We start from the raw sequence: 14,014 nt of genomic DNA on the forward strand, positions 1-14,014 counted from the left end.
AGGTGGAGCCGCACATGGAACTGAACAGACGCACGGTCATCGCGGGGGCAGCGGCGGCGGGCATGGCCGCCACCACGCTCGGCGGCACGGCGCACGCCACGGGAGGCAGGAAGCCGGTGAAGACGCTCTTCGGCAAGCTCGCCGACGGCACGAAGATCCACAGCTGGTCGCTGGAGAACGGCGGCACCCGTCTGAAGGTCCTCTCCTACGGCGGCATCGTCCAGTCCCTGGAGATCCCCGACCGCCGCGGCCGGTACGCCAACGTCTCGGCGGGCTTCGACACCATCGAGGACTACGTCGCCAAGAGCCCGTACTTCGGCGCGCTGATCGGGCGGTACGGCAACCGCATCGGCAAGGGCCAGTTCACCCTGGACGGCAAGAAGTACCAGCTGTCCGTCAACGACGGCGTCAACAGCCTGCACGGCGGCGCCAAGGGCTTCGACAAGCGGGTCTGGGACATCGAGCCGTTCGTGAAGGGCTCCGACGTCGGCCTGTACCTGTACTACACGAGCGTCGACGGGGAGATGGGCTACCCGGGCACGCTCAAGACCAAGGTGACGTACACCCTCACCAAGCACGGCGACTGGCGCATCGACTACGAGGCCACCACCGACAAGGCCACCGTCGTCAACCTCACCAGCCACGTCTACTGGAACCTGGCCGGCGAGGGCAGCGGCACGATCGAGGACCACGAGCTGACGATCGCCGCGTCCCGCTACACGCCCACCGACTCGGGTCTGATCCCCACGGGCGAGCTGGCCAAGGTCGCCGGCACCCCCTTCGACTTCCGCAAGGCCAAGCCCATCGGCCGGGACATCCGTGTCGCCCACCCCCAGCTGGTCACCGCCAAGGGCTTCGACCACAACTGGGTCCTCGACAAGGGCATCACCGCCCGGCCCGAGCACGTCGCCACCCTGCGCGACCCCGCCTCCGGCCGCACGATGAAGATCGCCACGAACGAGCCGGGCCTGCAGTTCTACTCCGGCAACTTCCTCGACGGCACGCTGACCGGCCCCTCCGGCCGGACCTACCGCCAGGGCGACGCCCTGTGCCTGGAGACGCAGCACTTCCCCGACTCGCCGAACAAGCCGTCGTTCCCGTCGACCGTGCTGCGACCGGGGCAGACGTACCGGACGACGACGATCCACTCGTTCGGCTGCTGAGCGTCCGGACCGGAGGCCCCCTGTGCCTTCACAGGCGGCACACAGGTTCTGCCCGAAATCCCAGCGGTTTTCCCGGCGATTGAACGGTGCCACCTAAGCCTCCGTATCCAAGGGCGGCCCGCGCTCCCCCGCGCGGGCCGCCCTTGAACGTCGGGCCCGGCCGTCCCCAACGGGCCCGCCTGTTACGGAGGTTCCATGGCCGACAACGTCACGTCGCTGTTCCGCAGCACTGCGGCCCACAGCCCCTCCATGGCGGCGCTGACACGCGAGGGCGGCGACGGGGCCGGACCCGTGGACTTCTGCATCCCCTGCAACCCCTACTTCCCCACCCCGGCGATGTTCGACGAGATGGCGGGCAGGCTGCGGGACATCATCACGTACTACCCGTCCAGCGCCGACACGATCACGGCCGAGCTGTGCGGCCTGCTCCAGCTGCCTCCGCAGTGCGTGGCGATGGGCAACGGCTCGACCGAGCTGATCACGTGGATCGACCACCTCCTGGTCCGCGAGTCGCTCGCCGTGCCCGTGCCGACCTTCGGCCGCTGGACCGACCAGCCGATGGAGACCGGCAAGCGGGTCGACATGTTCCCGCTCCAGGAGTCCAGCGGATTCGCCCTCGACCTCGCCCAGTACGCCGAGTTCATACGGGCCCGGGGGACGCGGGTCGCGGTGATCTGCAACCCGAACAACCCCGACGGCGGCTTCCTGCACAAGCACGCGGTCGTGCAGTTCATGGACGCGATGGCCGACCTGGACCTGGTGGTCGTCGACGAGTCCTTCCTGGAGTTCGCCGACGCGGAGGCCGAGCCGAGTGTCGTCCAGGAGGCGATGCTGCGGCCGAACGTCATCGTCCTGCGCAGCCTCGGCAAGAACTTCGGCCTGCACGGCATCCGCTTCGGCTACCTGGTGGCCAACCCGGCCCTCGCGGGCCGCGTGCGCTCGATGCTGCCCAAGTGGAACCTCAACTCCTTCGCCGAGCACGTGGTGTTCATGCTCAAGGAGCACGGCGCCGAGTACGCGCAGAGCCTGATGCAGGTGCGCCGCGACCGTCTGGAGATGGCGAGCCAGCTGTCGGCGCTGCCCGGCCTGACGGTCTACCCCTCCCAGGGCAACTTCCTCTTCGTGCGCCTCCCCGTGGGCGCCGAGGGCACCGTGGTCCGGGACCGGCTGCTCACCGAGCACCGGATCCTGGTCCGCGAGTGCGGCAACAAGATCGGTTCGTCCAGTCGCTTCCTGCGTCTCGTGGTGCGCCCCCAGGTGGACGTGCGTCGCCTGGTATCCGGCCTGGAACAGGTGCTCTACGGGTCGTCCAGGAAGGGAGCCGCCGTACCCGAGCTCGCTCCAGGGACCAGCTACAGCTCGGGTACGGCGGCGGTGGACCGCCTGGTGAGCGAGACCAACGGGGCCGGTGTGCGGGGCCTCGCCGCCCAGGCCGCCGGTGCCGGTGGCCCGGGCCTCGCCGCCGCCCCGGCCGCCGGCACCGGCATGCCGCTCCCCGCCGCCGCGTCCGCCGCTCCGGCGGCCCCGGGCGGCGGGATGCCGATGCCGGCGGCACCCCAGCCGGTGCCGCAACCGACCCCCCGGTCGACGCCGCAGCCGGTTCCCCAGTCGATTCCGCAGACTCCGCAGTCGCCGCAGTCGTTCCCGCAGTCGTTCCCGCAGCCGGGGCCTCAGTCGATGCCGACGCCGGCAGCGGCGCCCGCGCAGCCCCTCGCTCCCGTGGCCCAGGTCCCGGCTCCGGCCCCGGTGCCCACGCCCGCACCGCAGGCCGTACCGGTGGCCCCGGCCGCCGCGGCCACCGGCCTCACCCCGCCCGGCGTCCCCGCCCGGGGCGGCCTCACCGCCGCCCAGGTCAGGGGCACCAACGGACTGGCCCCTGCTCCGGCGACCGGCTGGCCCGGCACGCAGAGCTGGCCGAACGCGGCGGGGATGGGCCAGGCCGGCTGAGCGGCGCGGACTACGCGGGGTTGAGCCTCCACTGCTGGCAGGCGTTGTTCAGCCACGACCACTGCCGTACGTCGGCGCCGTCCGCGGTGGAGCAGTCCGCGACGTCGGCGACCTTGCCGGTGGCCTTGTTGACGATCCGGACGTAGCCGCCGTCGGTGGCCACGAACCGGAACCGCTGGCAGTCGTTGTTCAGCCACGACCACTGCCGCAGGTCCGCCCCGTCGGCGCTGGAGCAGTTCTCGGTGTCGAGCACCTTGCCGCTGGCGACGTTGACGAGCCGGTGGGTGTCGTCGCCGAGGTCCTCCAGCCGCCAGCGCTGGTTGGCGCCGCCGTTGCAGGCGTACTGCATGACGTTGGCGCCGTCGGCCGACGAACTCGCGGCGACCTCCAGGCACTTGCCGCTGTTGCGGTTGGTGAGGGTGTAGGTGGTGGAGACGGCGGACGGCTCCCCGGACGGGCCGGCCAGCGAGGCGCCGAGCCGCACCGGCGTGCCGAAGTTCGGCGTGCCGTCGGAGTTCCAGGTGAACTTCTGCGCCCGGGTCGTACGCCCGTTGTCGCAGCCCTCGCTCGCGCTGTCGTTGGCGTGGTAGACGATCCAGTTCTCCCGGCCGTCCGGTGAGGTGAAGAAGCCGTTGTGCCCCGGCCCGTAGACGCCGTTGGCGTCGTTGCGCTGGAAGACCGGCGTGGACTTCTTCGTCCAGGAGGAGGCGGAGAGCGGATTGGAGCCGGTGAGCTCCAGCTGGCCGAGCTTGTAGTCCGGCGTCCAGCAGCCGCTGGCGGAGTAGATGAGGAAGGTCCGCCCGTCGCGCTGGAGGATTTCCGCCCCCTCGTTGACGGTGCCGCCCTGCCGCTCCCAGGCGTACGTCGGTGTCGAGATCGTCGAGTAGGACCCGCTGACGGTGTACGGGTTGGACATCGGCGCGATGACGAGGTTCTGCGTCCCGTTGGTGATCGCGCTGCCCAGCATGTACAGCCGGCCGCCCACGTTCAGCACGCTCGGGTCCAGCATCCAGACACTGCTGAGCTGCCCCTTGTAGGTGTACGGCCCCATCGGGTCGGAGCCGGCGCTCTCCAGCACGTGGCTGCGCTGCGTCGGGTTGTAGTCGGACACGTTCTGCCCGGCGACGTAGTACAGGTACCAGCGCCCGTTGAGGAAGTGCAGCTCGGGCGCCCAGATGTTGCAGCACCGCGAGGCCGCGTCGCCCTTCCACACCTGGACGCTGGGCGCGGTGGAGAGCCCGGCGAGGGTGGCGGACTTGCGGACGGTGATGACGTCGGTCCAACTCGTCGTCACCAGGTAGTAGTTGCCCTCGTGGTACGAGATCCAGGGGTCGGCGCCCTTCTGGGCCTTGACGGGGTTGGTGAAGGAGGCGGCGCTCGCGGAGGGCTGCCCGAGGGTGAGGGCCAGCAGCAGCGCCGCCAGCAGGGTCAGTAGGCGACGGGCCATCCGCTGCTCCAGTTCAAGAGGTTGATGCCCAGCTTGGGCGTGCCGTTGTCGTTGCCGTCGTAGTAGTGGTAGACGATCAGGTCGCCGTCGACGTCCTTCATGATCGACTGGCCGCCCGGGCCGATGACGCTGCCGTGCGACTCCAGCACGGGGGTGCCGCCGTTGTTCATCATCGAGACGCCGTTCTTGTCGCGGTACGGCCCGGTGATGCTGGTGGCGCGGCCGACCTTCACCTTGTAGGTGGAGTTGGTGCCGTTGCAGCAGGTGTCGTACGAGGCGAACAGGTAGTAGTAACCGTTGCGCTTGACGATGAAGGGCGCCTCGACGGCCTTGGTCCCGGTGGGCCGGGAGGCGAGCGAGTACCGGGTGGTGTTGGTGGACAGCTGCTTCCCGGTCGACGGATTGATCTGGATCATCTTGATCCCGGTCCACCAACTCCCGAAGGACAGCCACCACTTGCCGTCGTCGTCGACGAAGAGGTTCGGGTCGATGGCGTTGTAGTCGCTGGAGGAGCTGGAGGTGTAGACGGTGCCCTGGTCGGTCCAGGAGCCGGGCTGGCCGGTACTGGACGTCGCGAGCCCGATGGCGGACGTGTTCGACCCGAACTTGGAGACGGAGTAGTACATCAGGTACCTGCCGCCGTGGTACGAGATGTCGGGTGCCCAGGCCTCCGGGACGGAGGAGTAGTTCCGCCACCAACTGGGCCTGCTGGAGAAGGCGTCGCTGCCGTTTCTGAAGGCGGTGCGGTCGCTGGAGGTCTTGTTGGCGATGCCGCCGCCCGTGGCGTAGAGCAGGTACTGGCCGGAGGAGGTCCGGATCATCGTCGGGTCGTGGGTGACGACGTCTCCGGTGACGCGGCCGGGGTTGGGGTACGCCGAGGCGGTGGAGGGGACGAGGGCGAGGAGGGCGGCGGCGGGGAGGGCGAGGAGGGCGGTTCGGGTGCGGAGTGTTCGACGGGTGTGGGGAGAGCGGGGAGTGCGAGGGGTGCGGCTCATGCGGGTTCTCCTTGCGGTGGGGGTGGCTCGCCGTACGGAATATCGAACGGAGATCGCAAGTTCGAACGGACCGTAGAATCGAACCACTTGCGCGTCAATGGTTCGCGCACGACTCCGCCAGGGAGAGCCAGCCAGGCACGTCGGCACGGACGGTCTTGCCGGGCGGCTCACGGTCGAGCACCTCCCAGCGGTCGGCGAGGGCGTCGACGAGGAGAAGGCCGCGGTGGTGTTTCGTCGAGGGGGTGCGGGGACCGCTGGTCGGCGGGCGCCGACGGACGGAGTGCCCTGGGCATGACGGGCGTCCTCCAGAGGGCGGCGGGCCGCCTGGACGTCCAGGTCCGCGACTCCAAAGGACAAGCACGGCCCCCGCCTCACCCTCTCTTCCCCCGCCTGGGCCGACTTCCTCGACCACCTCGCCGGGGGAACCTCGGGCCGCTCGCCAAGCGGACGGCCAATACGGCTACTGCGGCCCGGCCGGCCCGTGGTCGGCGGGCGGGGTGGGTGGCGTGAGGACGTAACTTGTCAGGAGACCGGCCACACCCAGCAGGCACTCGACGTAGAGCGCGGTCGACTCGGAGACTTCCTGGCCCGCGGTGATCAGAACGACGCCGGTCACCAGAACGGCCAGGAACGCAGCGTAATGACGGTGCAGCACACTCCTGAGGGAAAACGGCATGGATGCTCGCCTCTTCCATTCCGTGCGGGGTCACAATGCCGTTCATTCGACCAGCCACCGGACCGGGCGTCCAGGAAAGTCCCGCTACGCCGAACTTCGTCCCAAAAACGTGTGATTCACTGAAGTTCACCGAAAGTCCGCGGCGGCGCCGGTGACGGTGCCATGATGACGCTCGCCGTGCCCGCGCTGGTCACCCGGGGGGACCGTGGACACCTCGTCGCATGCCGCCGCGCCACCCGTGCGGCGGTTCGCCGCTCAGCTGCGCCAACTGCGCATCTCCGCCGGCGAGCCGCAGATCAGGACGATCGCGGCGCGGGCCCAGTGCAGCCAGGCCACCGTGTCCGAGGCACTCAACGGGCGACGGCTGCCCAGCGAGACGGTCACCCACCGCCTGGTCGCCGCGCTGGGCGGCGACTGGGAGCACTGGCGGGAGATGTGGCGCACGGCCAGGACGGAACTGGACGTCCTGCGGCGCGAAGGCCAGGGTGCGGGGGTGCTGTCGCCCTTTCCCGCAGCCGGGCCGCCTATCGGACCGGACGGGGACACCGCGCACCTGACGATGGTGCGCTATCCGGATCCGCCCGCCTTCTACCGCGCCGCGGCCGACGGCATCCTCCGGGCCCGCTCCGAGATCCGCCTCACCTACGTACGCCTGCACCCGCCCGGCCAGTGGGGCGCCGCGGAAGCCGAGACCTACTACAGGACCGTGCTGGAGTGGGCCAGGAACCACTCGGCGAAGTCCGCCAGCGTCCGGCGCGTCATCGGCGTGCCGGAGGTGGGCGGTGTACCGAAGGCGGCCAATCTGGCGTGGCTGCGAGAACACCAGGCCGAGATCGCCGACATCTACGCCTACGAGGCACGCGTCATGCCCTGGGCCGCCTCGTTCGGCTGGTACAACATGGGCCTCATCGACGACGCCGTCAGCTATCTCTCCTTCTCCGGCGTCGGCCGCCAGCAACTCAAGGGCTTCAGCGTGGAGGGCGGTGTGTTCCTGCGGTACTTCGCGGCCAGTTTCGACCAGGCGTGGGGCGCGCTGGAGCCCCTGGACGTGTATCTGGCGCGGCACCCGGCGTGAGGGCGCGGGCTCGGGCACGGGCCGGCGCGCCGCTGGGACGCGGCCCGCCCGCGGGTGAACGCCGGTGCGGGCCGCACCCTTCACTCCGTCAGGACTCCGGGCACTCCTTCCACGCCAGGTGGTACACCGTGCTGATGTCCCCGTCGGTCGAGTCCATCGTCATGAAGCTGACCTTGTCGGGCGCCTGGGTTCCGGCGTTGACCCGCAGCTCCGTGTTGATGTTGAAATTGCGCTGGACTCCGCAGGGCGCCCAGACCAGTTGGGCCCAGTCCGTGGTGTCGGTGGCCTGCCAGTTGTCGTTGTAGGGGCCGTTGAAGGGGTGACTGCGGGACGCCGTGCTGGGTGAGCCCTGGAAGTAGTACGAGGCTCTCTGTGTGCCGGTCGCGCCCGGCTGGAGCGCGGCGAAGCCGCGGTAGTCCGCGCTGGCGATGGCGTAGGTGAAGCCCTGCGGGACGTGCACGATCAGGTTGAGCTGGCAGTTTTTGCGGAACGCCGTGGGGTCGGAGCCGCCGCCCGCCTGGGCGAGGTAGTCGCTGTAGGTCACCGTGAAGGCGGTGTTGTCCTCGGAGACGGCGACCGCCGTCGTGCCCTGCGGACAGCCCGAGCCGTTCACCGTGGCGACCTTGATGACGATCTTGTCCGGAGGCGGGTCGACGAACCCGGGGGACGGGGGTTGTGCGGGCAGTGCGGTGCCGAGGAGCGCGGCGATCGCGCCGCTCAGGAGCAGGCCACCGGCCATGGTTCTCCCATCCGATCAGTGGGGGGTGGAGTGGTGAGCTGGTCATGGGCATGCCAAATAGTGACCCACGACACCCCCCGCCTGTGAGAGATCGATGAAGGAGCTGTGAAGGCCGGGGGCGGTCGCATCGTACGCAGCCGGGTACGGGGCGGCCAGGTACAACTCCAGCCATTCACACGGGGCGGCGAGCGTGGACTGGGAGGGCGGCATGCCGTCACCCCTCGGAGTCGTGCCGCGCGGAGGCGTGCCCTGCTTTCTGGGCGTTCGCCGCCGTCGCCGCGCTCGGTGCCGTTCTCACCGTCGTGCGCCTGCGACGCCTGTGGCACGGACACCGGAGGCGCGCGCTGCCCGCCTGGACCTGGCTCCTCGGTGTCCTTCTCGCCCTGTACGGCCTGTACGTCGCCCACCGCGTGGCCGACGGCATCGTCGTCTAGCCGGTGCCGGTGTCGCGGCACCGCCCCGGCCTGCCCGCCCCTCACCCGGCACCTCATATGACCCCGGCGGGGGGCGCCGTACACAATGGCCCACCGGCACCCCTTACGGCAGGCAGTAACAGGAGGCGCTCCCTTGGAGCTCAGCAGGCGTACCTTCACCGCACTCGCCGGCACGGCGGCGCTCGGTCTCGCGCTGACCGGCAGCGGCGGGGCGCCGACCTCCGCTCACACGTCCCGGACCGTGCCCACCGGCCCGCCGCCCCCGCCGCCGCGCGCGGACGGCGAGCGGCACGAGGTCGGCTTCGACCGGTACTCGATCCTGGTGGACGGCCGGCGTCTCGTGCTGTGGTCCGGCGAGATGCATCCCTTCCGGCTGCCGAGCCCGTCCCTGTGGCGGGACGTTCTGCAGAAGATGCGCGCCCACGGCTTCAACGCGGTCAGCGCCAGCGTCGCCTGGAACCACCACTCCCCGGCGCCGGGCACCTACGACTTCAGCGGTGTGCGCGACCTGGACCTGTTCCTGCGCATGGCCGCCGAGACCGGCCTGTACGTCGTCCTGCGCCCGGGCCCTTACCTCGGCGGCGACGTCGACGGCGGGGGCCTCCCCGGCTGGCTGACGGCCACGGCGAGCAGGCCCCGTACGGCCGACCCGGCCTACCTGCGGCACGCGGCCGAGTGGCTGTCCGCCGTCGACGCCATCGCCGCCCGGCACCTGTTCACCCGGGGCGGGGGCACCGTCCTGCTGTACCAGCTGGAGGACGCGGACGACGCCCGGGACCGGCTGCGCCGGACGGTGCGCGCCGACGGCATAGACGTGCCCCTCCTCGACAGTGACCGGATGCGCGCGGACGACGGACGGCCCGACCCCTGGGGCGGGCCGGGCTACGCGCAGGTGCGCCGGTCACGGGACGCGGCGTACGAGCGGCGCACCCGCCTCGCGGAACTCGCCGGCGGGTTGGCCCTGCACAACGTCCGCATGGCCTTCGGCGGCACCTCGTGGGGCTGGCTGCCCGCGCCGGGCGTCTACACGTCGTACGACTACGGCGCGGCCCTGGACGAGGCGCGGAACCGCACGCCCAAGCTCGCCGCCCTGCACGAGCTGGGTCATCTGCTGCGGAGCGTGCCCGACTTCGCCAGGCTGGAGCGGGCGGCGCAGGTGCGCGCCGCGGACCGGCGGATCACGGTGGGCCGTCTGATCAACCCCGACACCGGCGCCCATGTCCACGTCCTGCGCAACGACTCCGCCGAGGCGGTCTCCGCCACGCTGCCCGACGCGGGGGTCGACGTGCCGGTCACCGTCCAGGCGCGGGACGCCAAGCTGCTCGTCACCGAGCTGGAGCTGGGGCGGCGGAAGCTGGCCTACTCCACCGTGCCGCCCATGCTGTCGCTGAAGGCCGGGCGGCAGGACGTCGCCGTGTTCGCGGGCCGGGGCGGCGAGATGGCGCAGGTGGTGCTGGACTGCGAGGTGCAGCCGGTCACCACCCGGCTGGACCCGGAGCCCGCGTGGTCGTACGCCGACGGAAAGCTGACCGTGACGGCCCCGCTGGGCCCCGGCGGACTGAACCGGGTCCTGGTGGAGGGCGGCGACGACGAGACGCCGATGCTGCTGCTGTTCGCCGACGACGCGACCGCGCTGCGGCTGTGGCCGTACGAGACGCCGTCCGGTTCGCTGCTCGTCTACGGCCCGGCCCTGCTGCGCGACGTCACGGTGCGCGGCTCCACGGTGCACCTCACCGGTGACACGATCGGTGAGACCGGCCTGGAGGTGTGGGGGCCGCGCGGCGCTACCGGCGTCACCTGGAACGGGCGGCCGGTGCCGACCAGGATCAGCGCCTCGGGGAGCCTGCTGGCCGAGCGGATGCTGCCCGGCGTGGCCCCGATGACGCTGCCCGCGCTCGACGGCTGGCGCCGCCGGACGGAGAACCCGGAGTCCGGGCCCGGCTTCGACGACTCCGGCTGGACGGCCGCCGACAAGGACTCCTCGCACAGCACCACGCCCGTGCCCGACGGGCAGCCCGTGCTGTTCGCCGACGACTACGGCTTCCACTACGGCGACGTGTGGTACCGGGGTGAGTTCACGGACGCGGAGGACCTGGAGTCGGTGTCCCTCGCCTACAGCACCGGCACGCTGGGGCTGCTGATGGCCTGGCTGGACGGACGGCCGCTGGGCACGCACCGTATGCCGGTGCCGGACGGCGACGGCGCCGGGAAGGGCACGTGGACGGCGACGGCCACCTTCGCCGTGCCGGAGAAGCTGCGTGAGGAGTGGCGTGAGACGTCGCGCGAGGAGCGCGGCGACGAGCCGCGTGCGCCTCGCCGGCACGTGCTGTCCGTCCTGGTCCGGCGCATGCAGCGGGACGGGGCCGACCCCAAGGCGGCGCGCGGGCTGACCTCGGCCCGCTTCAAGGGGGCTGCCCCGGACGTCGCTTGGCGGCTCCAGGGGCAGACGGCGCCCGACCCGGTGCGCGGGCCGCTGAACAACGGCGGGCTGTACGGGGAACGGGAGGGCTGGCATCTGCCGGGGTACGACGACGGCGACTGGGAGGCCGCCGAACTGCCGCGCGGCGACCGGCGGCAGGGCGTGACCTGGTACCGGACGGGCTTCCGGCTGAACGTCGCCCGCGACGTGGACGCCTCGGTCGGTCTCGTCCTGCACGACGACCCCGACCGTGCCTACCGCGTGCAGATTTTCCTCAACGGCTGGAACCTGGGCCAGTACGTCAACGACGTGGGCCCGCAGCACACCTTCGTCCTGCCGAACGGCATCCTGCGCACCCGCGGGGAGAATACCCTGGCCCTGGCGGTGCTGTCCGACGGGACCACACCGTCGGGCCCGTCGGACGTGCGGCTGACGCTGCTGGGGTCGGCGGCCGGCGGGGTGCCGGTGGAACCGGTGTGAGGGCGGTCGGCACGACGTCCTCCCCGCCGTCCTCGACCGCCCAGCCGCGCATCGAGCGCCGACCCGCCCGGGGCCGGTGTCAGGCCAGCCGGATCACGTTCCAGGACAACGGTTCCAGGACGGCGCTCAGCGTGCCGTCCTGGAGCGCGGTGCCCTCGACCGCGTGCGGGGTGACCCGCTCGGGCTCGTGGAGCGTGTTGCGGGCGTCGGGGTCGGCGTCCGCGAGCGCGCTGTGCTCGACGACCCGCTTCAGCTCAAGGCCGTTGAGGGCGACTTCGAGGGGCAGCGGTTCGGTGCGGCTTCGGTTGACGGCGAAGACGGTGACCGAGCCGTCCTCGGCGCGTACGGCGGTGGCGTGCAGCAGGTCGGCCTCGCCGTACTTCTTCGTCTCGTACGTCGGCGAGTCCACGCGCACGTCGAGGACCTGCCCGCGTCCGTACGTCGAGGCCTGTGCGAAGGGGAAGAACGTCGTCTGCCGCCAGGCCGGGCCGCCCGGCTCGGTCATGATCGGCGCGATGACGTTGACGAGCTGGGCGAGGCAGGCGACCGTGACGCGGTCGGCGTGCCGCAGCAGCGCGATGAGCAGCGAGCCGAAGACGACCGCGTCGGTGACGCTGTAGTTGTCCTCCAGCAGGCGCGGGGCCTCGGGCCAGTCGTCCTGCTCGAAGGTCCTGGCCTGCTCCTCCCAGCGGGAGAGGTACCAGACGTTCCACTCGTCGAAGGAGAGGTTGATCTTCTTCTTGGACTTCAGGCGGGCTCCGACGTGGTCGCAGGTGGCGACCACGTTCTCGATGAAGGACTCCATGTCGACGGCGGAGGCGAGGAAGGAGTCGACGTCGCCGTCGACGGGCTCGTAGTAGGCGTGCAGGGAGATGTAGTCGACCAGGTCGTACGTCTCCTTCAGGACGGTCGCCTCCCACTCGGCGAAGGTGGGCATGCCCTGACCGGAGGAGCCGCACGCGACCAGCTCGACGTTCGGGTCCTGCTGGCGCATGGCGCGGGCCGTCTCGGCGGCGACCCGGCCGTACTCCTCGGCCGTCTTGTGGCCGGTCTGCCAGGGGCCGTCCATCTCGTTGCCGAGGCACCACAGGCGGATGCCGAAGGGGTCCTTGTCGCCGTGCTCGGCACGCAGGTCCGAAAGCGCGGTCCCGGAGGGGTGGTTGGCGTACTCCTGGAGCTCCAGGGCCTCCGCCACGCCGCGCGTGCCGAGGTTGACGGCCATCATGGGCTCGGCGTGCGGGCCGATCTTCCGCAGGAAGGCGATGTACTCGGAGAGGCCGAAGCGGTTGGTCTCCGTGGAGTGCCAGGCGAGGTCGAGGCGGCGGGGGCGTTCCTCCGCCGGGCCCACGGAGTCCTCCCACTTGTAGCCGGAGACGAAGTTGCCGCCGGGGTAGCGGATGGCGGTGACGCCGAGTTCGCGGACCAGGTCCAGGACGTCCTGGCGGATGCCGGACGCGTCCGCTGTGCGGTGGCCGGGTTCGAAGATGCCGGTGTAGACGCAGCGGCCGAGGTGTTCGACGAAGGAGCCGAAGAGTCGGGGGTTGACCTCGCCGACCGTGAAGGCGGGGTCGAGGGTGAAGCGGGCGGTGTGCATGGTCGCCTTTCGGGGTGGTGGTTCGTGTTCCGCTGGCAGTTGCGGGGTGCCGGTGGTTTCTCGCGCCCCTAGCGGACGGTTGGCCAGCCGTCCTTCGTCCAGCTGAGCTCGTTGAGCCCCAGCTTGGGGGTGCCGTTGTCCTCGGCGTCGTAGTAGTGGTAGGCGAGCCAGTCGCGGCCCTTGTCGCGGAAGACCGACTGGCCGCCCGGGCCGATGTAGCGGCCGTGGCCGGCGAGGAGCAGGTCGCCGCCGCCCTCCAGCAGGGGCTTGCCGGTGCTGTCGACGTACGGGCCGGTCACCGACGTGGACCTGCCGACCCTGATCCGGTAGGTCGAGTTCACGCCCGAGCAGCAGGTGTCGTAGCTGGCGAAGAGGTAGTAGTAGCGGCCGTGTCGGACGACGTAGGGGCCCTCGACGGCGTACGGGGCGTCGGGGCGGGTCGCCAGGTGGTGCACGGTGGCGCCGGGGACCGCCTTGCCGGTCTCGGGGTCGAGCTCGACCATGCGGATGCCGGTCCAGTACGAGCCGAAGGCCATCCACAGTTTGCCGTCGGCGCGGATGACGCCCGGGTCGATGGCGTTCCAGGTGTCGGTCTTCTCGGAGCTGAAGACCTTGCCGTGGTCGGTCCAGGTGCCGGGCAGGCCGGAGCGGGAGGTGGCCACGCCGATCGCGGAGTGGTTGCTGCCCCAGGACGAGACGGAGTAGTACAGCCAGTACGTGCCGTCGCGGTAGGAGAGGTCGGGGGCCCAGGGGTCGCCGGTGTCGTTGTACTCGTACCACCAGCTCGGCGGCTCGGCGAAGGCGTTGCCGGCGTCGTCCCACTGTCTGCCGTCCTTGGACAGGCGGGCGCCGATGACGCCGCCGGTCGAGTACGCGACGTACTGGCCGTTCTTCAGGTGGCTGACGGTCGGGTCGTGGATGATCTGCTGGCCGGTGATGGGCCGCGGGTCGGGGTAGGTGACGTCCGCCTGGGCGGTGGTCGGCAGCAGGGCGAGGACGGCGGCGGCGAGGGTCGCCGCGAGTCTGATGCGCTTCACGCGTAGCT

General features: G+C 71.0%; 11 protein-coding genes. 5 read left to right on the forward strand and 6 right to left on the reverse strand.

From position 1 onward, the window contains the following. Positions 1-14: 14 nt before the first annotated feature. Both ACFPZJ_RS00700 and ACFPZJ_RS00705 read left to right on the forward strand, forming a co-directional pair. Positions 15-1,163 carry an aldose epimerase family protein gene (locus ACFPZJ_RS00700; RefSeq protein WP_381015714.1) on the forward strand — a complete coding sequence of 383 codons (1,149 nt, stop codon included), beginning with the start codon at positions 15-17 and terminating at the stop codon, positions 1,161-1,163. 195 nt (positions 1,164-1,358) lie between these two features. Continuing rightward, entirely contained in the window at positions 1,359-3,110 is a 1,752-nt protein-coding gene (locus ACFPZJ_RS00705; RefSeq protein WP_381015716.1) for a pyridoxal phosphate-dependent aminotransferase, read from the forward strand. Positions 3,111-3,120: 10 nt separating this feature from the next. On the opposite strand, the gene ACFPZJ_RS00710 is transcribed toward ACFPZJ_RS00705, so the two are convergent. From ACFPZJ_RS00710 to ACFPZJ_RS00720, 3 genes are all read right to left on the reverse strand, one after another. Beyond that, positions 3,121-4,557: a family 43 glycosylhydrolase gene (locus ACFPZJ_RS00710; protein WP_381015719.1), complete on the reverse strand. Its 1,437-nt coding sequence runs from the start codon at positions 4,555-4,557 to the stop codon at positions 3,121-3,123. Then, complete coding sequence (locus ACFPZJ_RS00715) at positions 4,539-5,552, reverse strand: arabinan endo-1,5-alpha-L-arabinosidase (RefSeq protein WP_381015722.1); 1,014 nt, start codon at positions 5,550-5,552, stop codon at positions 4,539-4,541. Before ACFPZJ_RS00715 ends, ACFPZJ_RS00710 begins: the two co-directional genes overlap by 19 nt. Positions 5,553-6,012: 460 nt before the next feature. Then, positions 6,013-6,228: a hypothetical protein gene (locus ACFPZJ_RS00720; RefSeq protein WP_381015725.1), complete on the reverse strand. Its 216-nt coding sequence runs from the start codon at positions 6,226-6,228 to the stop codon at positions 6,013-6,015. A 205-nt stretch (positions 6,229-6,433) separates the two neighbouring features. On the opposite strand from ACFPZJ_RS00720, the gene ACFPZJ_RS00725 reads away from it, so the two are divergent. Further along, entirely contained in the window at positions 6,434-7,303 is an 870-nt protein-coding gene (locus tag ACFPZJ_RS00725) for a helix-turn-helix domain-containing protein (RefSeq protein ID WP_381015728.1), read from the forward strand. A gap of 88 nt (positions 7,304-7,391) precedes the next feature. On the opposite strand, the gene ACFPZJ_RS00730 is transcribed toward ACFPZJ_RS00725, so the two are convergent. Next, a complete protein-coding gene (locus ACFPZJ_RS00730; protein ID WP_381015731.1) occupies positions 7,392-8,042 on the reverse strand; it encodes a DUF4360 domain-containing protein in 651 nt (216 codons plus the stop codon). A 302-nt stretch (positions 8,043-8,344) separates the two neighbouring features. On the opposite strand from ACFPZJ_RS00730, the gene ACFPZJ_RS00735 reads away from it, so the two are divergent. Beyond that, a complete protein-coding gene (locus ACFPZJ_RS00735) occupies positions 8,345-8,476 on the forward strand; it encodes a hypothetical protein (RefSeq protein ID WP_381015734.1) in 132 nt (43 codons plus the stop codon). A gap of 133 nt (positions 8,477-8,609) precedes the next feature. Beyond that, positions 8,610-11,375, forward strand: a complete 2,766-nt coding sequence (locus ACFPZJ_RS00740; RefSeq protein ID WP_381015736.1) for a glycoside hydrolase family 35 protein — start codon at positions 8,610-8,612, stop codon at positions 11,373-11,375. Positions 11,376-11,454: 79 nt separating this feature from the next. Here ACFPZJ_RS00740 and arfA read toward each other — a convergent pair whose 3' ends face one another. Next, on the reverse strand, positions 11,455-12,969 hold the full coding sequence (gene arfA / locus ACFPZJ_RS00745) for an arabinosylfuranosidase ArfA (protein ID WP_381015738.1): 1,515 nt from the start codon (positions 12,967-12,969) through the stop codon (positions 11,455-11,457). A 68-nt stretch (positions 12,970-13,037) separates the two neighbouring features. Then, positions 13,038-14,006, reverse strand: a complete 969-nt coding sequence (locus tag ACFPZJ_RS00750; RefSeq protein ID WP_381015741.1) for an arabinan endo-1,5-alpha-L-arabinosidase — start codon at positions 14,004-14,006, stop codon at positions 13,038-13,040. Positions 14,007-14,014 lie beyond the last annotated feature (8 nt).

The sequence above is a fragment of the Streptomyces bullii genome (assembly GCF_042657145.1).
GTDB lineage: Bacteria > Actinomycetota > Actinomycetes > Streptomycetales > Streptomycetaceae > Streptomyces > Streptomyces bullii.

Excerpts from the sequence above, each read along its gene's own strand:
- ACFPZJ_RS00700 (WP_381015714.1), top strand. The coding sequence starts at position 15 with ATGGAACTGAACAGACGCACGGTCATCGCGGGGGCAGCGGCGGCGGGC.
- ACFPZJ_RS00705 (WP_381015716.1), top strand. The coding sequence starts at position 1,359 with ATGGCCGACAACGTCACGTCGCTGTTCCGCAGCACTGCGGCCCACAGC.
- ACFPZJ_RS00710 (WP_381015719.1), bottom strand. The coding sequence starts at position 4,557 with ATGGCCCGTCGCCTACTGACCCTGCTGGCGGCGCTGCTGCTGGCCCTC.
- ACFPZJ_RS00715 (WP_381015722.1), bottom strand. The coding sequence starts at position 5,552 with ATGAGCCGCACCCCTCGCACTCCCCGCTCTCCCCACACCCGTCGAACA.
- ACFPZJ_RS00720 (WP_381015725.1), bottom strand. The coding sequence starts at position 6,228 with ATGCCGTTTTCCCTCAGGAGTGTGCTGCACCGTCATTACGCTGCGTTC.
- ACFPZJ_RS00730 (WP_381015731.1), bottom strand. The coding sequence starts at position 8,042 with ATGGCCGGTGGCCTGCTCCTGAGCGGCGCGATCGCCGCGCTCCTCGGC.
- arfA (WP_381015738.1), bottom strand. The coding sequence starts at position 12,969 with ATGCACACCGCCCGCTTCACCCTCGACCCCGCCTTCACGGTCGGCGAG.